General features: G+C 68.9%; 17 protein-coding genes. 4 read left to right on the forward strand and 13 right to left on the reverse strand.

The annotated features are described in order from the left end of the window. Positions 1–75 precede the first annotated feature (75 nt). The gene (locus ABT114_RS19435) at positions 76–1095 is read left to right on the forward strand and encodes a LacI family DNA-binding transcriptional regulator (protein ID WP_351144030.1); all 1020 of its coding nucleotides are present in this window, start codon (positions 76–78) and stop codon (positions 1093–1095) included. Positions 1096–1169: 74 nt separating this feature from the next. Here ABT114_RS19435 and prcA read toward each other — a convergent pair whose 3' ends face one another. From prcA to arc, 6 genes are all read right to left on the reverse strand, one after another. Further along, on the reverse strand, positions 1170–1943 hold the full coding sequence (gene prcA / locus ABT114_RS19440) for a proteasome subunit alpha (RefSeq protein WP_351144031.1): 774 nt from the start codon (positions 1941–1943) through the stop codon (positions 1170–1172). A 61-nt stretch (positions 1944–2004) separates the two neighbouring features. Next, positions 2005–2850 (reverse strand): proteasome subunit beta, encoded by an 846-nt coding sequence (gene prcB, locus ABT114_RS19445; protein ID WP_351144032.1) that lies wholly within the window; start codon positions 2848–2850, stop codon positions 2005–2007. After that, on the reverse strand, positions 2802–3392 hold the full coding sequence (locus tag ABT114_RS19450) for an endonuclease VII domain-containing protein (protein ID WP_351144033.1): 591 nt from the start codon (positions 3390–3392) through the stop codon (positions 2802–2804). The genes prcB and ABT114_RS19450 overlap by 49 nt, the downstream gene beginning before the upstream one ends. Positions 3393–3400: 8 nt before the next feature. After that, the gene (locus ABT114_RS19455; RefSeq protein WP_030244016.1) at positions 3401–3619 is read right to left on the reverse strand and encodes a ubiquitin-like protein Pup; all 219 of its coding nucleotides are present in this window, start codon (positions 3617–3619) and stop codon (positions 3401–3403) included. Between the two features lie 189 nt (positions 3620–3808). Next, the gene (gene dop, locus ABT114_RS19460; protein WP_351144034.1) at positions 3809–5320 is read right to left on the reverse strand and encodes a depupylase/deamidase Dop; all 1512 of its coding nucleotides are present in this window, start codon (positions 5318–5320) and stop codon (positions 3809–3811) included. A gap of 234 nt (positions 5321–5554) precedes the next feature. Then, positions 5555–7321, reverse strand: a complete 1767-nt coding sequence (arc, locus tag ABT114_RS19465; protein WP_351144035.1) for a proteasome ATPase — start codon at positions 7319–7321, stop codon at positions 5555–5557. Between the two features lie 249 nt (positions 7322–7570). Between arc and ABT114_RS19470 the strand changes: the two genes are divergently transcribed. Beyond that, positions 7571–7870 carry a ferredoxin gene (locus ABT114_RS19470; RefSeq protein WP_351144036.1) on the forward strand — a complete coding sequence of 100 codons (300 nt, stop codon included), beginning with the start codon at positions 7571–7573 and terminating at the stop codon, positions 7868–7870. 58 nt (positions 7871–7928) lie between these two features. On the opposite strand, the gene ABT114_RS19475 is transcribed toward ABT114_RS19470, so the two are convergent. The 3 genes from ABT114_RS19475 to ABT114_RS19485 all read right to left on the reverse strand — a co-directional run bounded on the left by ABT114_RS19475 (position 7929) and on the right by ABT114_RS19485 (position 11525). Next, a complete protein-coding gene (locus tag ABT114_RS19475) occupies positions 7929–8510 on the reverse strand; it encodes a hypothetical protein (RefSeq protein WP_351144037.1) in 582 nt (193 codons plus the stop codon). Positions 8511–8746: 236 nt separating this feature from the next. After that, positions 8747–9649 (reverse strand): tRNA (adenine-N1)-methyltransferase, encoded by a 903-nt coding sequence (locus tag ABT114_RS19480; protein WP_351144038.1) that lies wholly within the window; start codon positions 9647–9649, stop codon positions 8747–8749. A gap of 40 nt (positions 9650–9689) precedes the next feature. After that, positions 9690–11525, reverse strand: coding sequence for a site-2 protease family protein (locus tag ABT114_RS19485; protein ID WP_351144039.1), 1836 nt, complete (start codon positions 11523–11525; stop codon positions 9690–9692). 174 nt (positions 11526–11699) lie between these two features. On the opposite strand from ABT114_RS19485, the gene ABT114_RS19490 reads away from it, so the two are divergent. Continuing rightward, positions 11700–12716 (forward strand): RecB family exonuclease, encoded by a 1017-nt coding sequence (locus tag ABT114_RS19490; RefSeq protein WP_351144040.1) that lies wholly within the window; start codon positions 11700–11702, stop codon positions 12714–12716. Positions 12717–12797: 81 nt separating this feature from the next. Next, positions 12798–13469 carry a response regulator gene (locus ABT114_RS19495; RefSeq protein WP_053673884.1) on the forward strand — a complete coding sequence of 224 codons (672 nt, stop codon included), beginning with the start codon at positions 12798–12800 and terminating at the stop codon, positions 13467–13469. 106 nt (positions 13470–13575) lie between these two features. Here the strand turns inward: ABT114_RS19495 and ABT114_RS19500 are convergent, their stop codons facing one another. The 4 genes from ABT114_RS19500 to metH all read right to left on the reverse strand — a co-directional run bounded on the left by ABT114_RS19500 (position 13576) and on the right by metH (position 21611). Further along, the gene (locus ABT114_RS19500) at positions 13576–15156 is read right to left on the reverse strand and encodes an ABC transporter substrate-binding protein (protein WP_351144224.1); all 1581 of its coding nucleotides are present in this window, start codon (positions 15154–15156) and stop codon (positions 13576–13578) included. A 66-nt stretch (positions 15157–15222) separates the two neighbouring features. Then, positions 15223–16827: an ABC transporter substrate-binding protein gene (locus ABT114_RS19505; protein WP_351144041.1), complete on the reverse strand. Its 1605-nt coding sequence runs from the start codon at positions 16825–16827 to the stop codon at positions 15223–15225. 432 nt (positions 16828–17259) lie between these two features. Continuing rightward, positions 17260–17961, reverse strand: a complete 702-nt coding sequence (locus ABT114_RS19510; protein WP_351144042.1) for an HAD family hydrolase — start codon at positions 17959–17961, stop codon at positions 17260–17262. Between the two features lie 134 nt (positions 17962–18095). Next, positions 18096–21611, reverse strand: coding sequence for a methionine synthase (gene metH / locus ABT114_RS19515; RefSeq protein WP_351144043.1), 3516 nt, complete (start codon positions 21609–21611; stop codon positions 18096–18098). Positions 21612–21744: the final 133 nt, after the last annotated feature.

Consider the following 21744-nt stretch of genomic DNA (forward strand, 5'->3'; position numbering starts at 1 on the left):
GTGTTACGTATAACGTCCTCATTCTTACGTACCATGTGCGCTGTCCGCCAGTCCAGACGAAGGAGCACGCCAGCGGTGGCACGAGGTAGCACACGCCCGACGAGCCGCGACGTCGCCCAGGCCGCGGGAGTCTCCCAGGCCGCGGTCTCGCTGGTCCTGGGCGAGAAGTGGCGCGGCCGCGTCTCCGAGACCACCGCGCAGCGCGTACGAGAAGCCGCACGCGACCTCGGCTACCGGCCGAACCTCGCCGCCCGCAACCTCCGCCTCGGCCGCACCCGCACAGTCCTGCTCGTCGTCCCCGCACTCACCACGGAGTTCTTCGCGGGCGTCTACACCGGAGCCGCCCGCGTCGCCGCCGACCACGGCTTCGGCGTGGTCCTCTACCCCTCCCCCGAAGGCATCGGCCCCGCCCGGGACCCCTTCGCCTCCGCCCAAGCGGCCCTCGACGGCATCATCGCCTCCTCCATGGCCGCCGACGCCCTCACCGCCCTACGCGGCGGCGACCAGCTACCCCTCGTCATGCTCGACAGCGACCCCGACGGCAGCCTGGGCGCGGCAACCGTCAACCTCGACATCACCGACGGCGCACGACAGGTCGCCGACCACCTGCTCGGCCTCGGCCACCGACGCTTCCTCCACCTCGCGGCGGACGTCCCCTCCTGGACCTTCGAGGTCCGCGCACGCGAGCTGGCCGCACGCGTCGGCGCGATGCCCGGAACGTCCCTACGGACGACACACGCACCGATCTCCATCGAAGGCGCCCTGACAGCCGCGACCGCCGCCCTGCGCACCCCCGGACCCCGCCCCACCGCCCTGGTCTGCGACGACGACAAACTGGCCGCCGGCGCCTACAAGGCGATCCGCCGCCTCGGCCTGCGCGTCCCCGACGACATCTCCGTCACCGGACTCGACGACCTCGCCCTCGCCACCGCCCTCGACCCCGAGCTCACCACCGTCCGCCTGGACGCCGAGCTCTTCGGCGAACGGGGCATGCAGGCCCTCCTCGCCGTCCTGGAGGGCCGCACACCCCAAGCCGGGGACATCCCCGTCGAACTCGTCGTACGGGGCTCCACGGCGCCACCGAGCCCCTCCTGAACACAATGTGCCCCCGACCGCCGTCACCGGCCGGGGGCACACACAAACAGGGTCAATCAGCAATCAGGGAAGAACTACTTCTCCTCGGAGCCCTCGTCGGAGCCGTCGCCGGAACCCTCGCCGGAACTCTCCGCCTCCGTCGACGCACCGCCCGCCTCCAGCAGCCGCGACAGCTGAGGACCCACGATCCGCTTGAACTTCCGCGCCTGCGGACGCGTACGGTCCAGCACCGCGACCTCCAGGCGCTCGGCGGGAATCTCCCGCTGCGTGCCGTTCGTGTCCCGGGACAGGGCCTGCACCGCCAGCTTCAGCGCCTCGGCCAGCGTCATGCCGTCCTCGTGACGCTGGTCCAGATAAGTGCTGATCTGCTCCGCATTGCCACCGACCGCGACCGAACCGTGCTCGTCCACGATCGACCCGTCATGCGGCAGCCGGTAGATCTGATCACCCTCCGGTGTCTCCCCGACCTCGGCCACGACCAACTCCACCTCGTACGGCTTCTCGGCCGCGCTGGAGAAGATCGTGCCCAACGTCTGGGCATAGACGTTCGCCAGCCCGCGGGCGGTCACGTCATCACGGTCATAGGTGTAACCACGCAGGTCGGCATAGCGCACGCCACCGATCCGCAGATTCTCGTACTCGTTGTACTTACCGGCGGCCGCGAAACCGATCCGGTCATAGATCTCGCTGAACTTGTGCAGCGCACGGGACGGGTTCTCGCCGACGAACACGATGCCGTCGGCAAACTGCAGCACAACCAGGCTGCGGCCACGGGCGATGCCCTTGCGGGCGTACTCCGCCCGGTCGGCCATGGCCTGCTGGGGTGAGACATAGAACGGCGTCGACACCGGTTATCCGTCCCTTTCTGTCGAAGTCACAGGATCACCTTGCAAAGAACCGGGCCGCCGACTACAGCAGCGCGGCACGCGGGCCGTCGGGCTGCTCCAGACGGCGCTCCAGGATCGAGCGGGCGATCTCGGAGGACTCGTCCTCGGTGAGCCGGCGGAAACCGTCCTCGGTGATCACGGTGACGATCGGATAGATCCGGCGCGCGACATCGGGACCACCCGTCGCCGAGTCGTCGTCCGCCGCGTCGTACAGGGCCTGGACCACGAGGGTCGTGGCCTCGGCCTCGGTGAGGTCGCTGCGGAAGAGCTTCTTCATCGCCCCGCGCGCGAAGATCGAGCCGGAGCCCGTGGCAGCGAAGTTGTGCTCCTCGGACCGGCCACCGGTGACGTCGTAGGAGAAGATGCGCCCCTTCGCCCGATCCACGTCGAACCCTGCGAAGAGCGGGACCACGGCCAAGCCCTGCATGGCCATGCCGAGATTCGACCGGATCATGGTCGACAGCCGGTTCGCCTTGCCCTCCAGGGACAGCTGCGCACCCTCGACCTTCTCGAAATGCTCCAGCTCGAGCTGGAACAGCTTGACCATCTCCACGGCCAGGCCCGCTGTACCGGCGATACCGACGGCCGAGTACTCGTCCGCCGGGAAGACCTTCTCGATGTCGCGCTGGGCGATGACGTTACCCATCGTGGCCCGCCGGTCACCGGCCAGCACGACACCGCCCGGGAACGTGGTGGCGACGATCGTGGTGCCGTGCGGCGCCTCGATCACACCCTGCGTCGGCGGCAGCTGCCGCTTACCAGGGAGCATCTCCGGCTGATGCTCGGACAGGAAGTCCATGAAGGACGACGACCCAGGCGTCAGGAAGGCAGCTGGTAGACGCCCGGTGCTACGAGTGTTGGCTTCCACGCGATTCCTTCCACGTAAGCAGCAGCCCGCCTTATGGCATCGGGCCGATCCTTGAACTGCCCCAGTGCGGCGTTGCAGCTGAAGCACAGTACGCCACGGACCCTACCCGTCTGATGGCAGTGATCCACATGCTCGGCGGGAGCCGCTAGGCAGATACAGCAGACGCCGTGCTGCTCCGCGATCAGCGCAGCCAACTCGTCCGGACTCAGGCCGTACTTACGTTGGAAGTAGCTGATCCGGTTCCGCTCCGCGCGGCACTCACGGCAGTAGCTCGCCCAGCCGTCCGACGACGACTTGTTGCGCTCCCACTGGGAGTGCGGCCTTACCTGCTCGCACTGCGGGCACCGCTTGTGCCCCCGCGGAACCGGAACCTTCACACGGACTGTCCTGCCCTGGGCTTCCCGTCGGCGCCGGTAGTACTCCGCGGCGCATTCGCGGCAGTTCGCCTGAAGTCCATCAGGCCTGGAGCTGTTGCTCGCGAATGCGCCGACCGGAAGGATCTCCTGGCAGGCCGAGCACTTTTTCGATCCCCCGCCGTTCATGGATGTGACTACTGTCCACCCTTTTGAACGAACGACCTCACGAAATCTTCGGCGTTCTCCTCCAATACGTCGTCGATCTCGTCCAGCACCGAGTCCACGTCGTCGCTCAGCTTCTCCTGCCGCTCCTTGAGGTCCTCCGAAGCCTGCGCTTCTGCCGCCTGCTCCTCGACCTCCTCCGTGGAGCGCGTCGCCTTCTGCTGGCCGCCGCCGGTGTCCTTGGTCGCCATAACCCTCACCCCGCTCAGTTCGCCCGACATGGTCGACAGGTCGGCATTCCTGCCGATCGGTGATGATCAGACCCTACAAGCCGGGTCCGACATCGGCCCCGCAGTTGCTACAACGTACGGGGGCCACCTCGATGATTCCCTTGCGCAGGGGTTTCCACCCTGCGCGTCCGGGCCCGCCCGGGTACCCGCTCAGCCGCCGGAGAGGACCCTGACCAGGTCTTCGGCGGTGCGGCACCGGTCCAGGAGTTCCTTGACGTGATTTCGCGTTCCGCGTAGCGGTTCCAGGGTTGGAACGCGCTGGAGGGAGTCCCGGCCCGGCAGGTCGAAGATCACGGAGTCCCAGGAGGCGGCGGCGACGTCGTCCGCGTACTGCTCGAGGCAGCGGCCGCGGAAGTAGGCGCGGGTGTCCTCCGGGGGCGTGGTCCTGGCCCGCTCGACCTCTGCCTCGTCCAGGAGCCGCTTGATGCGGCCACGGGCCACCAGGCGGTTGTAGAGGCCCTTCTCGGCCCGTACGTCCGCGTACTGGAGGTCGACCAGGTGGAGCCGGGCGGCGTCCCAGTCGAGGTCGTCCCGGCGGCGGTAGCCCTCCATGAGCTCGCGCTTGGCGACCCAGTCCAGCTCGCCGGCCAGGCTCATGGGGTCGCGCTCGAGGCGGTTCAGGGTGTCTTCCCAGCGGGTCAGGACGTCCTTGGTCTGTTCGTCGGCGTCGGCGCCGTAGCGTTCCTCCACGTACTTGCGCGAGAGCTCGTAGTACTCCATCTGGAGCTGGACCGCGGTGAGTGTCCGGCCGCTGCGGAGGGTGACCAGGCGCTTGAGGGTCGGGTCGTGGGAGACCTGGTGGAGTGTGCGTACGGGCTGGTCGACGGCGAGGTCGACCGCGATGAAGCCGTCCTCGATCATGGACAGGACCAGGGCGGTCGTGCCCAGCTTCAGGTAGGTGGAGATCTCGGAGAGGTTCGCGTCGCCGATGATCACGTGGAGGCGGCGGTATTTCTCCGCGTCGGCGTGGGGTTCGTCGCGGGTGTTGATGATCGGGCGCTTGAGGGTCGTCTCCAGGCCGACCTCGACCTCGAAGTAGTCCGCCCGCTGGCTGAGCTGGAAGCCGTGTTCGTGGCCGTCCTGGCCGATGCCGACGCGGCCGGCTCCGGCGAAGACCTGGCGAGAGACGAAGAAGGGGGTGAGGTGGCGCACGATGTCGGAGAAGGGGGTTTCCCGCTTCATCAGGTAGTTCTCGTGCGTGCCGTAGGAGGCGCCCTTGTTGTCGGTGTTGTTCTTGTAGAGGTGGATCGGCTGGGCGCCGGGGAGCTGTGCGGCTCGTTCGGCGGCCTCGGCCATGATTCGCTCGCCGGCCTTGTCCCAGAGGACGGCGTCGCGGGGGTTGGTGACCTCGGGGGCGCTGTATTCGGGGTGTGCGTGGTCGACGTAGAGGCGGGCGCCGTTGGTGAGGATCACGTTGGCGAGGCCGATGTCCTCGTCGGTGAGCTGGCTGGAGTCGGCGGCCTCGCGGGCCAGGTCGAATCCCCGGGCGTCCCGTAGCGGGTTCTCCTCCTCGAAGTCCCAGCGGGCCCGGCGGGCCCGGTGCATCGCCGCCGCGTAGGCGTTGACGATCTGGGACGAGGTGAGCATGGCATTGGCGTTGGGGTGGCCGGGGACGGAGATGCCGTACTCCGTCTCGATGCCCATTACTCGCCGTACGGTCATGCGGCCCTCCTTGCCCGGCGGCACCCTCGGTCGTGGGCGCCGCTCAAGTACCGCTGGTGCTCCGGTGCGTGTGCGGTGCCCGTCCCCGCACTGCGCGACTCGGCGGTACGGAAGAGCCTAGAACGCCTTTGCGCTGGTGGGGAGATCATTTGCGTCATTGCCTTGCTCCAGCCGTGGCCCTGGAAAACAGTTGGCTGCGGGTACCCGCTGAGGGCACCCGCAGCCGCCCTGTTCTTACAGGTACTGTCCGGTGTTCGCCACCGTGTCGATGGAGCGTCCGGTGTCCGCGCCCTGCTTTCCGGTGATGAGGGTACGGATGTAGACGATCCGTTCGCCCTTCTTTCCGGAGATGCGGGCCCAGTCGTCCGGGTTGGTGGTGTTGGGCAGGTCCTCGTTCTCCTTGAATTCGTCCACGCAGGCCTGGAGGAGGTGGGAGACGCGGAGGCCCTTCTGGTTGTGGTCGAGGAAGTCCTTGATCGCCATTTTCTTGGCGCGGCCGACGATGTTTTCGATCATGGCGCCGGAGTTGAAGTCCTTGAAGTAGAGGACTTCCTTGTCGCCGTTTGCGTAGGTGACTTCCAGGAAGCGGTTTTCCTCGGATTCGGCGTACATGTGTTCGACCGCCGTCTGGATCATGCTCTGGACGGTGGTCGCCTTGCTGCCGCCGTGCTCGCCGACGTCGTCGGAGTGCAGCGGGAGGCGCTCGGTGAGGTACTTGCCGAAGATGTCCTTGGCCGCTTCGGCGTCCGGACGTTCGATCTTGATCTTCACGTCGAGGCGGCCGGGGCGCAGGATGGCCGGGTCGATCATGTCCTCACGGTTGGAGGCACCGATCACGACCACGTTCTCCAGGCCCTCCACGCCGTCGATCTCGGCGAGCAGCTGCGGAACGATGGTGTTCTCCACGTCCGAGCTGACGCCGGAGCCGCGGGTGCGGAAGAGGGACTCCATCTCGTCGAAGAAGACGATGACGGGTGTGCCCTCGCTGGCCTTCTCCCGAGCTCGCTGGAAGACGAGGCGGATCTGGCGCTCGGTTTCGCCGACGTACTTGTTCAGGAGCTCGGGGCCCTTGATGTTGAGGAAGAAGCTCTTGCCGGCGGCCGCCCCGGTGACTTCGGCGACCTTCTTGGCCAGCGAGTTGGCGACGGCCTTGGCGATGAGCGTCTTGCCGCATCCGGGGGGTCCGTAGAGGAGGACGCCCTTGGGCGGGCGCAGCTCGTGCTCCTTGAACAGGTCCGGGTAGAGGTACGGGAGCTCGACCGCGTCACGGATGGCCTCGATCTGGTTGCCGAGGCCGCCGATCTGCTCGTATCCGATGTCGGGGACCTCTTCGAGGACGAGTTCCTCGACCTCGCTCTTGGGCACGACCTCGTAGACGTAGCCGGAGCGGGGTTCGAGCAGGAGGGCGTCGCCGGGACGGATGGTGACGTCCAGCAGCGGCTCGGCGAGCCGTACCACCCGTTCCTCGTCGGTGTGCCCGAGTACCAGGGCGCGCTCGCCGTCCTCGAGGATCTCCTTGAGGGTGACGATGTCCCCGACCCGCTCGTACTCCATGGCCTCGACCACGTTGAGCGCTTCGTTGAGCATCACTTCCTGGCCGCGTCGGAGCTCGTCGAGTTCCACGCTGGGGCTGACGTTCACCCGGAGCTTGCGGCCGCCGGTGAAGATGTCGGCCGTGCCGTCCTCGTTCGCCGTGAGGAAGACTCCGAAGCCGGCCGGGGGCTGTGCGAGCCGGTCGACCTCTTCCTTGAGGGCCACGATCTGGTCGCGGGCCTCACGGAGCGTGTTGGCGAGTCGCTCGTTCTGTGCGGACACGCCGGCCAGGTTGGTCTGCAGCTCGACGATCCGCTCTTCGAGAATCCTCGTGTGTCGCGGAGAGTCGGCGAGCTTGCGTCGCAGGACGGCGATCTCCTGCTCAAGATAGGCAATCTGACCGGCCGGGTCGTCGGACCCTCGTCCCGGGCGGATGCCGCGGTTCATGTCGTCGTCGTGGGCTGCCACGGTCCTCACCTCCTCCAAGGGGAGCTGGACGCTTCCAGACCCTACCTGGGTGGGTGTCGATTGAAACCCCTAGATCACAAAGACTGTCGGGGTGTGTCCGATCTTCACCCTTGCGCTCTCCCTCACGCCAGGGGAATACCCACCGAACATGATTGGAAAGCGGACGGGGGTAGGGTCGAAGTGTTCAACACCCGTCAGGGCCAGCATCGTTCCCGCGGCTCGGCGCAGTAAACGGTCAGGAGAGATCACGTGCAGCAGGAGGCCGAAGTCGGCGGTGAGGCGTTGGAGGTCTGGATCGACCAGGATCTCTGTACCGGCGACGGCATCTGCGCCCAGTACGCGCCCGAGGTGTTCGAGCTGGACATCGATGGTCTGGCCTATGTGAAGGGCGCCGAGGACGAGCTGTTGCAGGACCGGGGCGCGACGACGCCGGTGCCGTTGCCGCTGCTGACGGATGTGGTGGACTCGGCGCGGGAGTGTCCCGGCGACTGCATCCATGTGCGGCGCGTTTCGGACAGGGTCGAGGTGTACGGCCCGGACGCGGAGTGAGCGTCCGGGTGCGCAGCGTAGTGACTGTCTGATTTCTCACACGCGGGGGTTGCCCGGCTCAGACGCCGTGTGCTCCGGCGGGTGTCGAGCGGATGAACGCGCTGTTCTTCCACTGCCACTTGGCGCTGTCCGTCACGTCGGGGCAGCAACTGGGTACGTCGGTCGACGAGTAGCCGAGGAGCGTGGCGAGAACGGCTCCGTCGCTCACGGCGAGGCTGCTGACGGTGAAGCGGTCCTTGGGGTCGACGAGTGTGGCGACCACGCGGGGCTGCTGGGCGTCGGCGGCCTGGGTGAGGACGTAGACGCCGTCGGGCGGGGTGCCCATGCCGGCGTCGCAGTGGACCGCGGCCACGGTTTCCGGCCGGCCGTCGCCGTCGAGGTCTCCGGTGGCCTTCTTCTTTACGACGGTCTTGACGGGGCCGCAGTCCAGGGGGAAGTCGACGCCGGTGGTGGCGGGCGGCTGCATGGTGGTTGTGGGGGCGGGCTTGGCCTCGGCTCCGGGGGTCTGGGCGGCTGTCGCCGGGTGGGGCTGCAGGACCGAGGTGAGGGCGACGACGCCGGCGACGGCGGTTGCGGTGGCGACCCAGTGGATCGGCCGGGTGTGGGTGTGTGCCAGTTCCGGTACGGCGGATTGCTGCACTAGGAGCGTCTCCTGCGAGGACTGTGCCGGTGGGGGTGGGGTGGCCAGCATCGTGCCACACGTCACAGTGCGGGGGAACGGCGGGGTCAGGGGTTCACGCGGGGCGGTGACGGACGGCGGCAACGTAGAGGCGCCGTGGGCGAGTTCCGGTGTGTGGTTCGGGAACTCGCCCACGGCGCGGCGTCGTTGAATGCGGCACAGGGCCGCCTGGGGAGTTGGCTGCGGCGTGAGCCGGCTCAGCGGCCCGCGCCGCCGTCGGCGTTCGGGCCGGTGTAGTCCTCGCCGTAGGCGCCCTTGGCGGGGCGGCGGCGGCGCATGGGCGGCTCGACGCCGTCCGCGAGGCGGCGGGCGGTGAGCAGGAAGCCGGTGTGGCCGATCATCCGGTGGTCGGGGCGGACGGCCAGGCCCTCGACGTGCCAGTTGCGGATCATCGTCTCCCAGGAGGTCGGCTCGTTGAAGCAGCCGATCTCGCGGATGGACTCGACGGTCCGGGCGAGCTGGGTGGTGGTGGCCACGTAGCAGCACAGGATGCCGCCGGGGACCAGGGCCTTGGAGACCGCCTCGAGGCACTCCCAGGGGGCGAGCATGTCGAGGATGACGCGGTCGACGTCGGTGTCGCTCAGGTTGTCCTGGAGGTCACCGACGGTGAGCTGCCAGGCGGGGTGCGGGCCGCCGAAGTAGCGCTCGACGTTCTGCTGGGCGATCTCGGCGAAGTCCTCGCGGCGCTCGTAGGAGTGCAGCATGCCCTGGTCGCCGATGGCGCGCAGCAGGAAGCTGCTGAGCGAGCCGGAGCCCACGCCGGCCTCCACGACGCGTGCGCCGGGGAAGATGTCGGCGAAGGCGAGGATCTGCCCCGCGTCCTTGGGGTAGACCACGGCGGCGCCGCGGGGCATGGACAGGACGTAGTCGGGGAGCAGGGGGCGCAGCGCGAGGTAGGCGACGTTACCGGTGGTGCGGACAACGCTGCCCTCGGGTGCGCCGATCAGTTCGTCGTGCGGGAAGGAACCCTTGTGGGTGTGGAAGTTCTTCCCGGCCTCGAGCGTGAACGTGTAGTGGCGGCCCTTGGGGTCGGTCAGCTGAACCTGGTCCCCGACCTTGAAGGGCCCGCGCCTGCGGGCGGCACCGGTCGGTTCGGACATGTGACCAGCCTACCGGTCCCCGGAGGGCCCGCCGACCACCTCAGCTCGGCCTCGCCATCGCCTTCACGAAGGCGCGCTCCACGTCCGCGGCGGACAGGACGCCGTAGATCTCGCCGGTGTCCTCGACGACGAGGTACTCGGTGGCGGGGGTGGCGCGCAGGACGTCGAGGAGGTCCTCGCCGGCGAGCTCGGCGGAGACGCGCATGCCGTCGGTGAGGTCCTGGGCGAGGCCGCTGACGGCGACCCAGGGGCGGCGGTGTTCGGGTACTCCGACGATGGCGGCCTCGCGCACGAGGGAGAGGGGTTCGCCGTTGGCGTCGACCACGACCAGGGCGCGGGCACCGGCGGCGTTGGCGCGGCGCAGGGCCTCGGAGAGGGGGGTGTCGGTCTCCACGGGGACCGCGCGGCGGGTGAGGTTGCGGGCGCGCAGTTCGGGGAGGTGTTCGCGCAGGCGGGCCATGCGCAGGCTGTTGCCGGCGCCGGTCCAGATGATGGCGGCGAGGATCGCGGCGAGCAGGGCGTCGAAGACGGTGTCCATGCCGACGCTGTCCTCGGCGGTGGAGCCGAGGGCGCCGGACTGGGTGAGCAGCGGCAGGCCGATCAGGACGGAGACGGCGAGGGCGCGGCCGACCCAGGCGGCGGCGATCGTGCCGCTCATGGCCCGGCCGGTGATCTTCCAGACGACGGCGCGGAGCATACGGCCGCCGTCGAGGGGGAGGCCGGGCAGGAGGTTGAAGACGGCCACGATGAGGTTGGAGACCATCAGGCCGGCGAGCAGGACGCCGGGGACGGTGCCGGGCTCGACGGGGCGCAGGGCGAGGTAGAAGAGGCCGGAGAGGATCAGGGAGAGCAGTGGGCCGACGAAGGCGAGCACGAACTCCCGGCCCGGGGTCTCCGCCTCTTTCTCGATCTCGGAGACGCCGCCGAAGAACTGGAGCTGGATGCGGCGGACCGGGAGTTTGAAGCGGAGGGCGGCGACTGTGTGGGCCAGTTCGTGGACGAGTACGGAGGCGTAGAAGGCGACCGCGAAGAAGAGGGAGACCAGGTAGCGGGCGGCGCCGAGTTCGGGCAGCACGCGGTCGAGTTGGTTGCCGAACACCCAGGTGATCAGGGCGGCGACCAGGAACCAGCTGGGCGCCACGTACACGGGCACCCCGAAGGGCCGCCCCATCAACAGCCCGCCGCGTGGCTCGGGCGCACGCTGCGGCGGACGGTTCTTGCGGGGGGCCGAGTGGGCGAGGGTGCGGTCGCCGGGGGCGGGGGTGTGGGGGGTGGGGCGGTCGGGGTGGGGCGCGTGGCCGTCGGGCACGCCGGGGGCGCCGGGCTCGTTCGGGTGGGCGCGGTCGGCCGGGGCAGTGGGCTGGTCTTCCGGGTGGGTGTGCTCGGCGGTCGCGAGGGGGACTTCCGCGTCGGCGGCGGCTTCGGACGTGGTGCCTGCCTCGCCAGGGCCCTCGGGCGTGGTGTCCGCGTCGGCAGGAGCCTCGGGCGTGGTGTCCGCGCCGGCAGGAGCCTCGGACGTGGTGTCCGCGCCGGCAGGAGCCTCGGACGTGGTGTCAGCGCCGGCAGGAGCCTCGGACGTGGTGTCCGCGCCGGCAGGAGCCTCGGACGTGCTGTCCGTGCTTGTACGGCCCTCGGGCGGCTTCCCGGATGTGGGGTCGGGTGCCGGCGACGGCCCGTCGGTGACACCGGGCGGTGTCGTCTCGGTGGCCTTGTCGTCGGGGGCGTCGGGAGCCGTGGGCTTCGGGTGGGCGGTCTCGTCGCGTGGGGTCGGGGCCGGGCGTGCGGAGCCGCCGGCCGGGGCCGCAGGCCCTGCGTGGCGCTCGGCCGACTCGTCGTTGCCCGACCGCGGCTGCCCGTTCCCGCCGCTCTCGTCCACGATGTCCCCTCGTTCGAAGCGTCTTCCGCTCCTGCCGGGCGGAAGCTCTCGGGTCGATGGTATGCGGCGTCCGTCACGCGTTCCGCCCCGGCACCCCCTGTGTTTGCCCTGCCGTCGCCCCCGTCACGGCCACGGCTGGGTCACTGTCAGTGGCGGGCCGTATGGTCTGTGGTCATGGAGACGAGCGCGGAGGGCGTCGCGGAGGCCCACAGCAGCGGTACGACAGCGGAGGACCCGCCGGCCACGGTGGCGACGGAGCCGGTGGCGACGGAGCCGGTGGCGACGGAGCCGGTCGGGACGGAGCCGGTCGGGACGGAGCCGGTCGGGACGGAGCCGGTCGGGACGGAGCCGGTGGCCGCGGCCGCCCGGCCGCCCGCGTCGCTCTCCCCCTCGCGTGCCAGTGACTTCATGCAGTGCCCGTTGCTGTACCGGTTCCGGGTGATCGACCGGCTGCCGGAGAAGCCGAGCGAGGCGGCGACGCGGGGCACGCTGGTGCACGCGGTGCTGGAGCGGCTCTTCGACGCGCCGGCCGTGGAGCGGACCGCGCCGCGGGCCAAGTCCCTCGTCCCGGGCCAGTGGGATCGGTTGCGGGAGAGCCGGCCGGAGGTCGTGGAGCTGTTCGCCGACGATCCGGAGGGCGAGCGGCTGGCGCGCTGGCTGGGCGAGGCGGAGCGGCTCGTCGAGCGCTGGTTCACGCTGGAGGATCCGACGCGCCTGGAGCCGGCCGAGCGGGAGCTGTTCGTCGAGGCCGAGCTGGACTCGGGGCTGACGCTGCGCGGGATCATCGACCGGGTGGACGTGGCGCCGACGGGCGAGGTGCGGATCGTCGACTACAAGACGGGCAAGGCGCCCCGGCCCGAGTACGCCGAGGGTGCGCTGTTCCAGATGAAGTTCTACGCGCTCGTCGTGTGGCGGCTGAAGAACGTGATCCCGCGGCGGCTCCAGCTTGTCTATCTCGGCAGTGGTGACGTCATGACGTACGACCCGGTCCTCGCCGACCTGGAGCGGGTCGAGCGCAAGCTGCTCGCCCTGTGGGAGGCGATCCGGCTGGCCACCGAGACGGGCGAGTGGCGGCCACGGCCGACGAAGCTGTGCGGCTGGTGCGACCACCAGGCGCACTGCCCGGAGTTCGGCGGCACTCCCCCGCCCTATCCCCTGCCGGTGCGGGCGGCCGCGTCCGGGGATGTGTGAGCCACCGGCTGGAGCGCCCCGGGGGCGAACCGATGAACGCGCGCAGGGCAGAATGGGGCCGGACTAGCGAAGGAGACTTACGTGGCCATCCGCGTCCTACTGGTCGACGACCAGCCGCTGCTGCGTACGGGCTTCCGGATGATCCTGGAGGCGGAGCAGGACATCGCGGTGGTCGGCGAGGCCGGAGACGGTCTGCAGGCGCTCGACCAGGTGCGGGCCCTGCAGCCCGATGTGGTTCTGATGGACATCCGCATGCCGCGGATGGACGGTGTGGAGGCGACCCGGCAGATCACCGGCCCTGAGCGGGACGGTCCGGCGAAGGTGCTGGTGCTGACCACTTTCGACCTCGACGAGTACGTGGTGGAGGCGCTGCGTGCGGGTGCCAGCGGTTTCCTGTTGAAGGACGCGCCGGCGAACGAGCTGGTGCAGGCGATCCGGGTGGTGGCGGGCGGCGAGGCGATGCTGGCGCCGAGCATCACACGGCGGCTGCTCGACAAGTACGCCACGCATCTGCCGTCCGGGGACGAGCCGGTGCCGGACACGCTGCACACGCTGACCGACCGTGAGGTGGAGGTGCTGAAGCTGGTGGCGCGCGGGCTGTCGAACGCCGAGATCGCGGCGGATCTGTTCGTCAGCGAGACCACCGTCAAGACGCACGTCGGCCATGTGCTGACCAAGCTGGGACTGCGCGACCGGGTGCAGGCCGCGGTGTACGCGTACGAGAGCGGTCTGGTGCGCCCCGGCGCACAGTAAGCCGGGCAGTGCTTCGGCAGTGGTCCGCTGCCGAGGTGCCTGCCATACGACGCAGTGGGGCGCCCCTTCCTCGGAAGGGGCGCCCTCGTGTGTACGGCCGGTCTGGTCAGTCCTTGCTGAGTTCCCAGAACCGGAACACGGTCGAGGCGTCGAGGCAGTACTCGAGGCCGTAGACGCCCTCGCGGGCGACCGCGTACTGCTTGGCCTGCCAGACCGGGAGGACGGGGAGCTGTGCGGCGACGATGTCCTGGAGCTTGCCGAAGTCGTTGTCGGTCGCGGCGCGGTCGCTCTGGGCGGCGGTGCGCGGGATGAGTGTGCCGGTGATCGTGCTGTTGGTGTAGTTGTTGCTCAGCACGTTGCCCGCGCCGAAGAAGGGGGCGGTGAAGTTGTCGGCGTCCGGGTAGTCGGGGACCCAGCCCTTGACGTAGACGCCGTACTTGCCGTCGGCGATGTCCTTCTCGTACTGGGAGTAGGCGACGGACTTGACGTCGGCGTCGAACAGGCCGCTGGCGTTGAGCTGGCCCGCGATCGCCTTCAGTTCCTGGTCGGTGGCGGGGCCGTAGCGGGACGGGGTGGACCAGAGGGTGAGTTTGACCTTGCCGGTGATGCCCTGGGCCTGGAGCGCGGCGGCGGCCTTGGTCTGCGAGGGGCGGGCGCCGTAGCGGTCGAAGAAGGCCGTGTTGTGGCCGGCGATGCCGGCCGGGATGATCGAGTACAGCGGGGTCGCCGTGTCGTCGTAGACGTTCTTGATGAGGGCGTCGCGGTCGATGAGGTAGGCGATGGCCTGGCGGACACCGAGCTGTCCGGCGACCGGGTCGTCCATGTTGAAGACGAGGTGCTGGACTTCGGCGCTGCTGCCTTCGATGACCTCGACGCCGGAGTCGGAGCTGCCCTGGTCGATGTCTGCGATGTCGCTGGCGGTGAGGCCTCGGTAGGCGATGTCGACCTTGCCGTCGAGGAGGTCCTTCTTCAGGGCGGACTGGTCGCCGTGGAAGAACTTGAGGGTCACGCCGGAGTTCTGTATGTCGGCGGTGCCCTTGTAGTTGTCGTTGACCGAGAAGACGGCCTCGTCGTCGCCGAACGAGTCGAGCTTGTAGGGGCCGGAGCCGACGGCCTTGCCGTCCTTGCGCAGGCCGGTCGCGTCGTACTGCCGGTGGTCGACGATGGAACCGGCACCGGAGGCGATCTTGCTGGGGAAGGTGGCGTCGGGGACCTTCAGGTGGAAGACGACGGTCTTCTCGTCGGGTGTCTCGACCTTGTCGAGCATCGGGAACATGATCGCGGGACCGGCGTCGTCGTTGATCTTCAGCATGCGATCGAAGGAGAACTTCACGTCCTCGGAGGTGAGCGCGTCACCGTTGCTGAACTTCAGGCCGTCCTGGAGCGTGCACTTGTAGACCTTGGTCTGCGTGTCGCTGAAGCCGCACTCCTTGGCGGCCTCCGGCTCGGGTTCGGTGCCTCCCTTGGGGAAGCTGAGCAGCGACTGGAAGACGTTGTTGAACAGCAGCCAGGAGCCGGGGTCGTAGCCGGAGGCGGGGTCGGTGGCGAGGACGTCGTCGGACATCCCCATCACCACGGAGGAACCGCTGCCCCCCGAACCGCCGTTCTCTGTTCCGCAGCCGGTCAACAGGCCGGAGGCCAGCCCCGCCACGATCGGCAGGACTGACCACTGGTTGCGCATGTTCACGTGCATGTGCCTTGTCGTCGGTCTGGTCGACCAGGGGCCCGTCCCGGCCCCTGGTCCGGTCGGGCGTCAGTCACTCACGCCGTGGCCGAGCTCCCACAGCTGAAGGGTCGAGGAGGAGTTCAGGGCGTACGCGGTGCCCGTGACGTCGTCGCGGGCGGCAACGTACTGCTTGCCCTGCCACAGCGGGATCACGGGGACGTCCTGGGCCACGATGTCCTGTATCTCGGTCAGGCTCGAGGCGGCGGTGAGCCGGTCAGCCTCGCGGCGGGACTCCGGGATCAGGGTGTTGATGATTTTGCTGTTGGTGTACGGCGACTTGAGGAAGTTGTCCTTGTCGAGGAACGGCGCGAGGAAGTTGTCGGCGTCGGGGAAGTCGGGGAACCAGCCCATGCCGTAGACGTCGTACTCGCCCTTGCGTTCGGCGGGGAGGAAGGACGCCCACGGGGTGCCCTCGATGTCGATGTCGAACAGGCCGCTCGCGTTGAGCTGCTTCTGCAGCAGCTCGAACTCCTGCTTGGTGCCCGTGCCGTAGTGGTCGGTCGTGTAGTGCAGGGTCAGCTTCACCGGGGTGGTGATGCCGGCCCCGGTCAGCAGGGACTCGGCCTTGGCGACGCTGGGGTCGCCGTACTTGTTGAAGAACGAGTTGGAGTGGCCGGTCACGCTGGCCGGGACCAGGGAGTACAGCGCCTCGGCCTGGGAGCCGTAGACCTTGGAGACGAGTTCGCTGCGGTTGATGAGCTGGGCCATCGCCTGGCGTACGGCCTTGCTCTTCACCGTCGGGGCGCTGGTGTCGAAGGCGAGGTAGCGGATCTCGAGGCCGGGGAGTTCGACGATGTCGACGCTGCCGCCGGATTCGTTGGAGAGCTTCTTGATCTGCTCCGGCGTCATGCCGCGGGACACGAGGTCGATGTCGCCCTTGTCGAGGGCGGTGCCCATGGCTTCGGCGTCCGCGTAGGAGACCATCTCGACCTTGTCGTTGTTCACCGTCAACGCCCCCTTGTAGTTGGGGTTCTTGGTGAACACGGCCTTGACCATCTCGTCGTTCTTGGTCTCGGCCTGGAGGGTGTACGGGCCGGAGCCGTCGACGTCGAAGCCGTCGCGCAGCTTGCCCTTCTGGTAGTCATCGGGGTTCACGATGCCCGCGACCGGAGTGGACAGCTTGTACGGGAAGGTGGCGTCGGCGGTCTTGAGGTGGAAGATGACGTCGCGGTCACCCTGCGTCTCGACGGTGTCGATGGTGGACAGCAGGGCGAAGACGCCGGAGTCGGCCTTGATGGAGAGGGCGCGGTCGATGGAGAACTTCACGTCGGCCGCGGTGATGGCGTCCCCGTTGGCGAACTTCAGGCCGTCGCGCAGCTTGCAGGCGTAGCGCTCGTCGCCGCTGTCGGTGAAGCCGCAGCTCTCGGCGGCCTCGGGCACCGGGTCGCCCTCGCCCTTGGGCTGGACCATCAGCGTCTGCACGGTCTGGCGCAGGATGTTCCAGGTGCCGACGTCGTAGGCGTAGGCGGGGTCGAGCGGTGCGGGCGCGTCCTTGGTAGCGGTGAACCTGTCCGTGGTGCCGACGACGATGGCGTCGCCGCCGCTGCTCCCGCTGTCGGACCCGCCGCAGGCGGCGAGCACGGGCGCGATGAGGCCGATCACGGCCGGCAGCACCAAAGTCTTGCGGTTCATGCTCGGGTTTCTCCAGCTGTTCAAGTCCGTGTACCCGGCATGCATGGGGTGTTGCGGCGGATCACGGGGGGTGGGGCGATGTTCTCGCGATGAGATTAGTCCGCGCCCGCGCGAGGGTTCGCAGCCAGAGGAGTTGAGCATCCATCACGCTGCGAAACCGGGCGTGGACAGACCGAAAAACCGACAGCGGAAGGATTAGTGCAGGGTTTCACCAATCGGGACACAAGGACACGCCGACACCCCCCGAAAAGGGGCGAGCAGCACACGTCGACCCGCCTGTCGACCCCGTTCGAGGTGGCGAACGTCACAATGTCAACTGCGTTCACGTGGACCGGAATTCGGCCACCCAAGGAGCTTCAATTCCCTGGAGTCACCGCGGAGTCACTTCCGCCGGAATTCCCCGCCTAACGATGTTGCACGCTGGGTGAACGCCTAGCGCTTTTCCGTCATCAGTCCGCGCAGAAATGCCAGGTCCACCTCTTCGAGCGAGGCCACCACGGTGCGCCGGGCAGCCGGGGCGATGGGCGCCACGGACGGCACCGCCACCACGTGGCAGCCAGCCGCCTCGGCCGCCGCGACACCGGTCGCGGTGTCCTCGACGACCGCGCATCTGACGGGATCCACACCGAGTCCGGCGGCGGCGAGCAGATACGGGTCGGGGTACGGCTTGGTGCGCGACACCTCGTCGCCGGCCACGCTCAGGGCGAAGTGCTGGGGGCCGAGCGAGGTCAGGACGCGGTCGATGATGCGCCGGTGCGAGGCGGACACGAGGGCCGTGGGGATCTCGTACTCGGCCAGCTCGGCCAGCAGCCGGGCGGCCCCGGGCATCAGCGGCAGTGCGTGGGCGATGCGGTCCTCGAACCCGGCGTTCAACAGGCCCGTGAGCTCGGCGAGCGTGATGTCGGCGCCGGTGGCCTCGATCAGGAACCCCGCACTGCGGGTCATCGGGCCGCCGACCACCACATGGCGCCAGGAGTCGTCGAGGGCGTGGCCGAGGCCGGCGAAGATCTCGACCTCGACGTCCCACCAGAAACCCTCGGTGTCCACCAGGGTGCCGTCCATGTCCAGGAGCACAGCCTGAAGAGCCGAGCCTTCGGCCGTTCGGGTTCCGAGTGCGGGGACCGTGCTGGTCATCCACGTACCTCCTTGAAGGGACGACCAGGCCGGTTCCCACGCGGGGAACCGGCCTGGAGTGGACCGACCAGTGTACGACCTAATCGATCAGCGCGCGCTGCGGTATGCGTCTCACCGCGCGCCGCGGGTGTTCGTCACCGTGCGTTGAAGTACTTCGCTTCCGGGTGGTGGATGACGATGGCGTCGGTGGACTGCTCGGGGTGGAGCTGGAACTCCTCCGACAGGTGGACGCCGATCCGCTCGGGCTGGAGGAGGTCGGCGATCTTCGCGCGGTCCTCCAGGTTCGGGCAGGCGCCGTAGCCGAGCGAGAAACGGGCACCCCGGTACTTCAGGGCGAACATGTCCTCGATCTCGGCCGGGTCCTCGCCGGCGAAGCCCAGCTCGGTACGCACGCGCGCGTGCCAGTACTCGGCGAGCGCCTCGGCCAGCTGGACGGACAGACCGTGGAGTTCGAGGTAGTCGCGGTAGGAGTCCGACGCGAACAGCTTCGCGGTCTCCTCGCCGATCCTGGAGCCGACGGTGACGACCTGGAGGCCGACCACGTCCTGCTCCCCCGACTCCTCCGGGCGGAAGAAGTCCGCCAGGCACAGCCGCCGGCCGCGGCGCTGGCGCGGGAAGGTGAAGCGGGTGCGCTCGTTGCCCTGCTCGTCCAGGATGATCAGGTCGTCGTCCTTGGACACGCACGGGAAGTAGCCGTAGACCACGGCGGCTTCCAGCAGGTTGTCGGTCTGGAGCTTGTCCAGCAGCCCGCGCAGCCGCGGCCGGCCCTCGGTCTCGACGAGCTCCTCGTACGTCGGCCCGTCACCGGTGCGGGCCTGCTTGAGGCCCCACTGGCCCTTGAACAGCGCGCCCTCGTCGAGCCAGCTCGCGTACTCCTTGAGCTGGATGCCCTTGATGACCCGGGTGCCCCAGAACGGCGGGGCGGGGACCGGGTTGTCGGTGGCGATGTCGGAGCGGACGTGACCCTCTTCCGGACGCTCCTCGACCTCCACGGCGGCCGCCGGGCGGACCCGGCGCTGCTTGAGCTCCGGCAGCTTCGCGCCCGGCACACCCCGCTTGACGCCGATCAGGGCGTCCATCAGGCGCAGGCCCTCGAACGCGTCGCGGGCGTAGCGGACCTCGCCGTGGTAGATCTCGTGCAGGTCCTGCTCGACATACGCCCGGGTCAGGGCCGCACCGCCGAGGATGACCGGGTAACCGGCCGCCAGGCCACGCTGGTTGAGCTCCTCCAGGTTCTCCTTCATGATCACCGTGGACTTCACCAGCAGACCCGACATGCCGATGACGTCCGCCCGGTGCTCCTCGGCCGCCTCCAGGATCGCCGAGACCGGCTGCTTGATACCGAGGTTGACGACGTTGTAGCCGTTGTTGGACAGGATGATGTCGACGAGGTTCTTGCCGATGTCGTGGACGTCCCCGCGGACGGTGGCCAGCACGATCGTGCCCTTGCCCTCCGCGTCCGACTTCTCCATGTGCGGCTCGAGGTACGCCACCGCCGCCTTCATCACCTCGGCGGACTGGAGCACGAACGGCAGCTGCATCTGCCCCGAGCCGAACAGCTCACCGACGACCTTCATGCCGTCCAGCAGGGTCGCGTTGACGATGTCCAGTGCCGGACGGGTCTCGAGAGCGGCATCGAGGTCGGCCTCCAGGCCGTTCTTCTCGCCGTCGATGATGCGGCGCTTGAGGCGCTCCTCCAGCGGGAGGGCGGCCAGCTCCTCGGCCTTGCCTGCCTTCAGCGACTTCGCCGTGGCGCCCTCGAACAGGGCCATCAGCTTCTGGAGCGGGTCGTAGCCCTCAGCACGGCGGTCGTGGATCAGGTCGAGGGCCGTCTGCACCTCCTCCTCGCTGAACCGGGCGATCGGCAGGATCTTCGACGCGTGCACGATCGCCGAGTCCAGGCCCGCCTTCACGCACTCGTCCAGGAAGACGGAGTTGAGCAGGATGCGGGCGGCCGGGTTCAGACCGAAGGAGATGTTCGACAGGCCCAGCGTGGTCTGCACGTCCGGGTGCCGCCGCTTGAGCTCACGGATCGCCTCGATGGTGGCGATACCGTCGCCCCGGGACTCCTCCTGACCCGTGCAGATCGTGAACGTCAGCGTGTCGATCAGGATGTCCGACTCGTGGATGCCCCAGTTGCCGGTCAGGTCGTCGATGAGCCGTTCGGCGATCTCGACCTTCTTCTCCGGCGTGCGGGCCTGGCCTTCCTCGTCGATCGTCAGCGCGATCAGCGCGGCGCCGTGCTCCTGGGCGAGCTTGGTGACCTTCGCGAACCGTGACTCCGGGCCGTCGCCGTCCTCGTAGTTGACGGAGTTGATGACCGCGCGGCCGCCGAGCTTCTCCAGGCCGGCCCGGATGACGTCGACCTCGGTGGAGTCCAGCACGATCGGCAGCGTGGAGGCGGTGGCGAAGCGGCCCGCCAGTTCCTCCATGTCGGCGACGCCGTCACGGCCCACGTAGTCCACACAGAGGTCCAGCATGTGGGCGCCCTCGCGGATCTGGTCGCGGGCCATCTCCACGCAGTCGTCCCAGCGGGCGTCCAGCATCGCCTCGCGGAACTTCTTCGAGCCGTTGGCGTTGGTGCGCTCGCCGATCGCCAGGTACGAGGTGTCCTGACGGAACGGGACGGTCTGGTAGAGGGAGGCCGCACCCGGCTCCGGCTGCGGGTGACGCTCGGCCGGGCTGAGGTCGCGGACGCGTTCGACGACCTGGCGCAGGTGCTCGGGGGTGGTGCCGCAGCAGCCGCCGATGAGGGAGAGGCCGTATTCGCGGACGAAGGTTTCCTGGGCGTCGGCGAGCTCCGGCGCCGTCAGCGGGTAGTGGGCGCCGTCCTTGCCGAGGACCGGCAGGCCCGCGTTCGGCATGCAGGACAGCTGGATGCGGGAGTGGCGGGCCAGGTAGCGCAGGTGCTCGCTCATCTCGGCCGGGCCGGTCGCGCAGTTCAGGCCGATCATGTCGATGCCCAGCGGCTCCAGCGCGGTCAGCGCGGCACCGATCTCCGAGCCGAGCAGCATGGTGCCCGTCGTCTCCACGGTCACCGACACGATCAGCGGGACCTCGTACCCGGCAGTCTCCATCGCCCGGCGCGCGGCCAGGACGGAGGCCTTGGTCTGCAGCAGGTCCTGGGTGGTCTCCACCAGCAACGCGTCGGCACCGCCGGCGAGCAGGCCCTCGGCGTTGCGCTGATAGGCGTCGCGGATGGCGGTGAAGGTGGTGTGGCCGAGGGTGGGCAACTTGGTGCCGGGCCCCATCGAACCCAGCACCCAGCGCTGACGACCGTCGCGGGCCGCGTACTCGTCCGCCGTCTCGCGGGCGATGCGGGCGCCGGCCTCGGACAGCTCGGCGACGCGCTCGGGGATGTCGTACTCGCCCAGGGCGGTGAGGTTCGCTCCGAAGGTGTTGGTCTCGACACAGTCGACGCCCGCGTCGAAGTACGCCGCGTGCACCGAACGGACGATGTCTGGACGAGTGGCGTTGAGGACCTCGTTGCAGCCCTCAAGGTTCTGAAAGTCCTCGAGGGTGGGGTCCTGGGCCTGGAGCATGGTGCCCATGGCTCCGTCGGCTACCACCACTCGGGTGGCGAGGGCCTCTCGGAGCGCGGACACACGGGTCCGGCTGTCGGCGGAAAGGGTCGGCGGCACAGAGGCCATGAAGGTGCTCCCTTAGGTGCGACGGCTGTCGGCTTTGCGTAACCAGAGGATGCACCTCACGGGCTCCCGAGGATGACGCACGTTCGCCAGGGTATCTGGGACCCGGGGCTTATGGTCAGGGGCGTCCACGGGG

This window comes from Streptomyces sp. NPDC002088, from assembly GCF_040296605.1.
GTDB lineage: Bacteria > Actinomycetota > Actinomycetes > Streptomycetales > Streptomycetaceae > Streptomyces.

Coding starts and splice junctions, on each gene's coding strand:
- ABT114_RS19450 (WP_351144033.1), bottom strand. CDS start 3,392: ATGAACGGCGGGGGATCGAAAAAGTGCTCGGCCTGCCAGGAGATCCTT.
- ABT114_RS19455 (WP_030244016.1), bottom strand. CDS start 3,619: ATGGCGACCAAGGACACCGGCGGCGGCCAGCAGAAGGCGACGCGCTCC.
- dop (WP_351144034.1), bottom strand. CDS start 5,320: ATGACCGTACGGCGAGTAATGGGCATCGAGACGGAGTACGGCATCTCC.
- ABT114_RS19480 (WP_351144038.1), bottom strand. CDS start 9,649: ATGTCCGAACCGACCGGTGCCGCCCGCAGGCGCGGGCCCTTCAAGGTC.
- ABT114_RS19490 (WP_351144040.1), top strand. CDS start 11,700: ATGGAGACGAGCGCGGAGGGCGTCGCGGAGGCCCACAGCAGCGGTACG.
- ABT114_RS19505 (WP_351144041.1), bottom strand. CDS start 16,827: ATGAACCGCAAGACTTTGGTGCTGCCGGCCGTGATCGGCCTCATCGCG.
- ABT114_RS19510 (WP_351144042.1), bottom strand. CDS start 17,961: ATGACCAGCACGGTCCCCGCACTCGGAACCCGAACGGCCGAAGGCTCG.
- metH (WP_351144043.1), bottom strand. CDS start 21,611: ATGGCCTCTGTGCCGCCGACCCTTTCCGCCGACAGCCGGACCCGTGTG.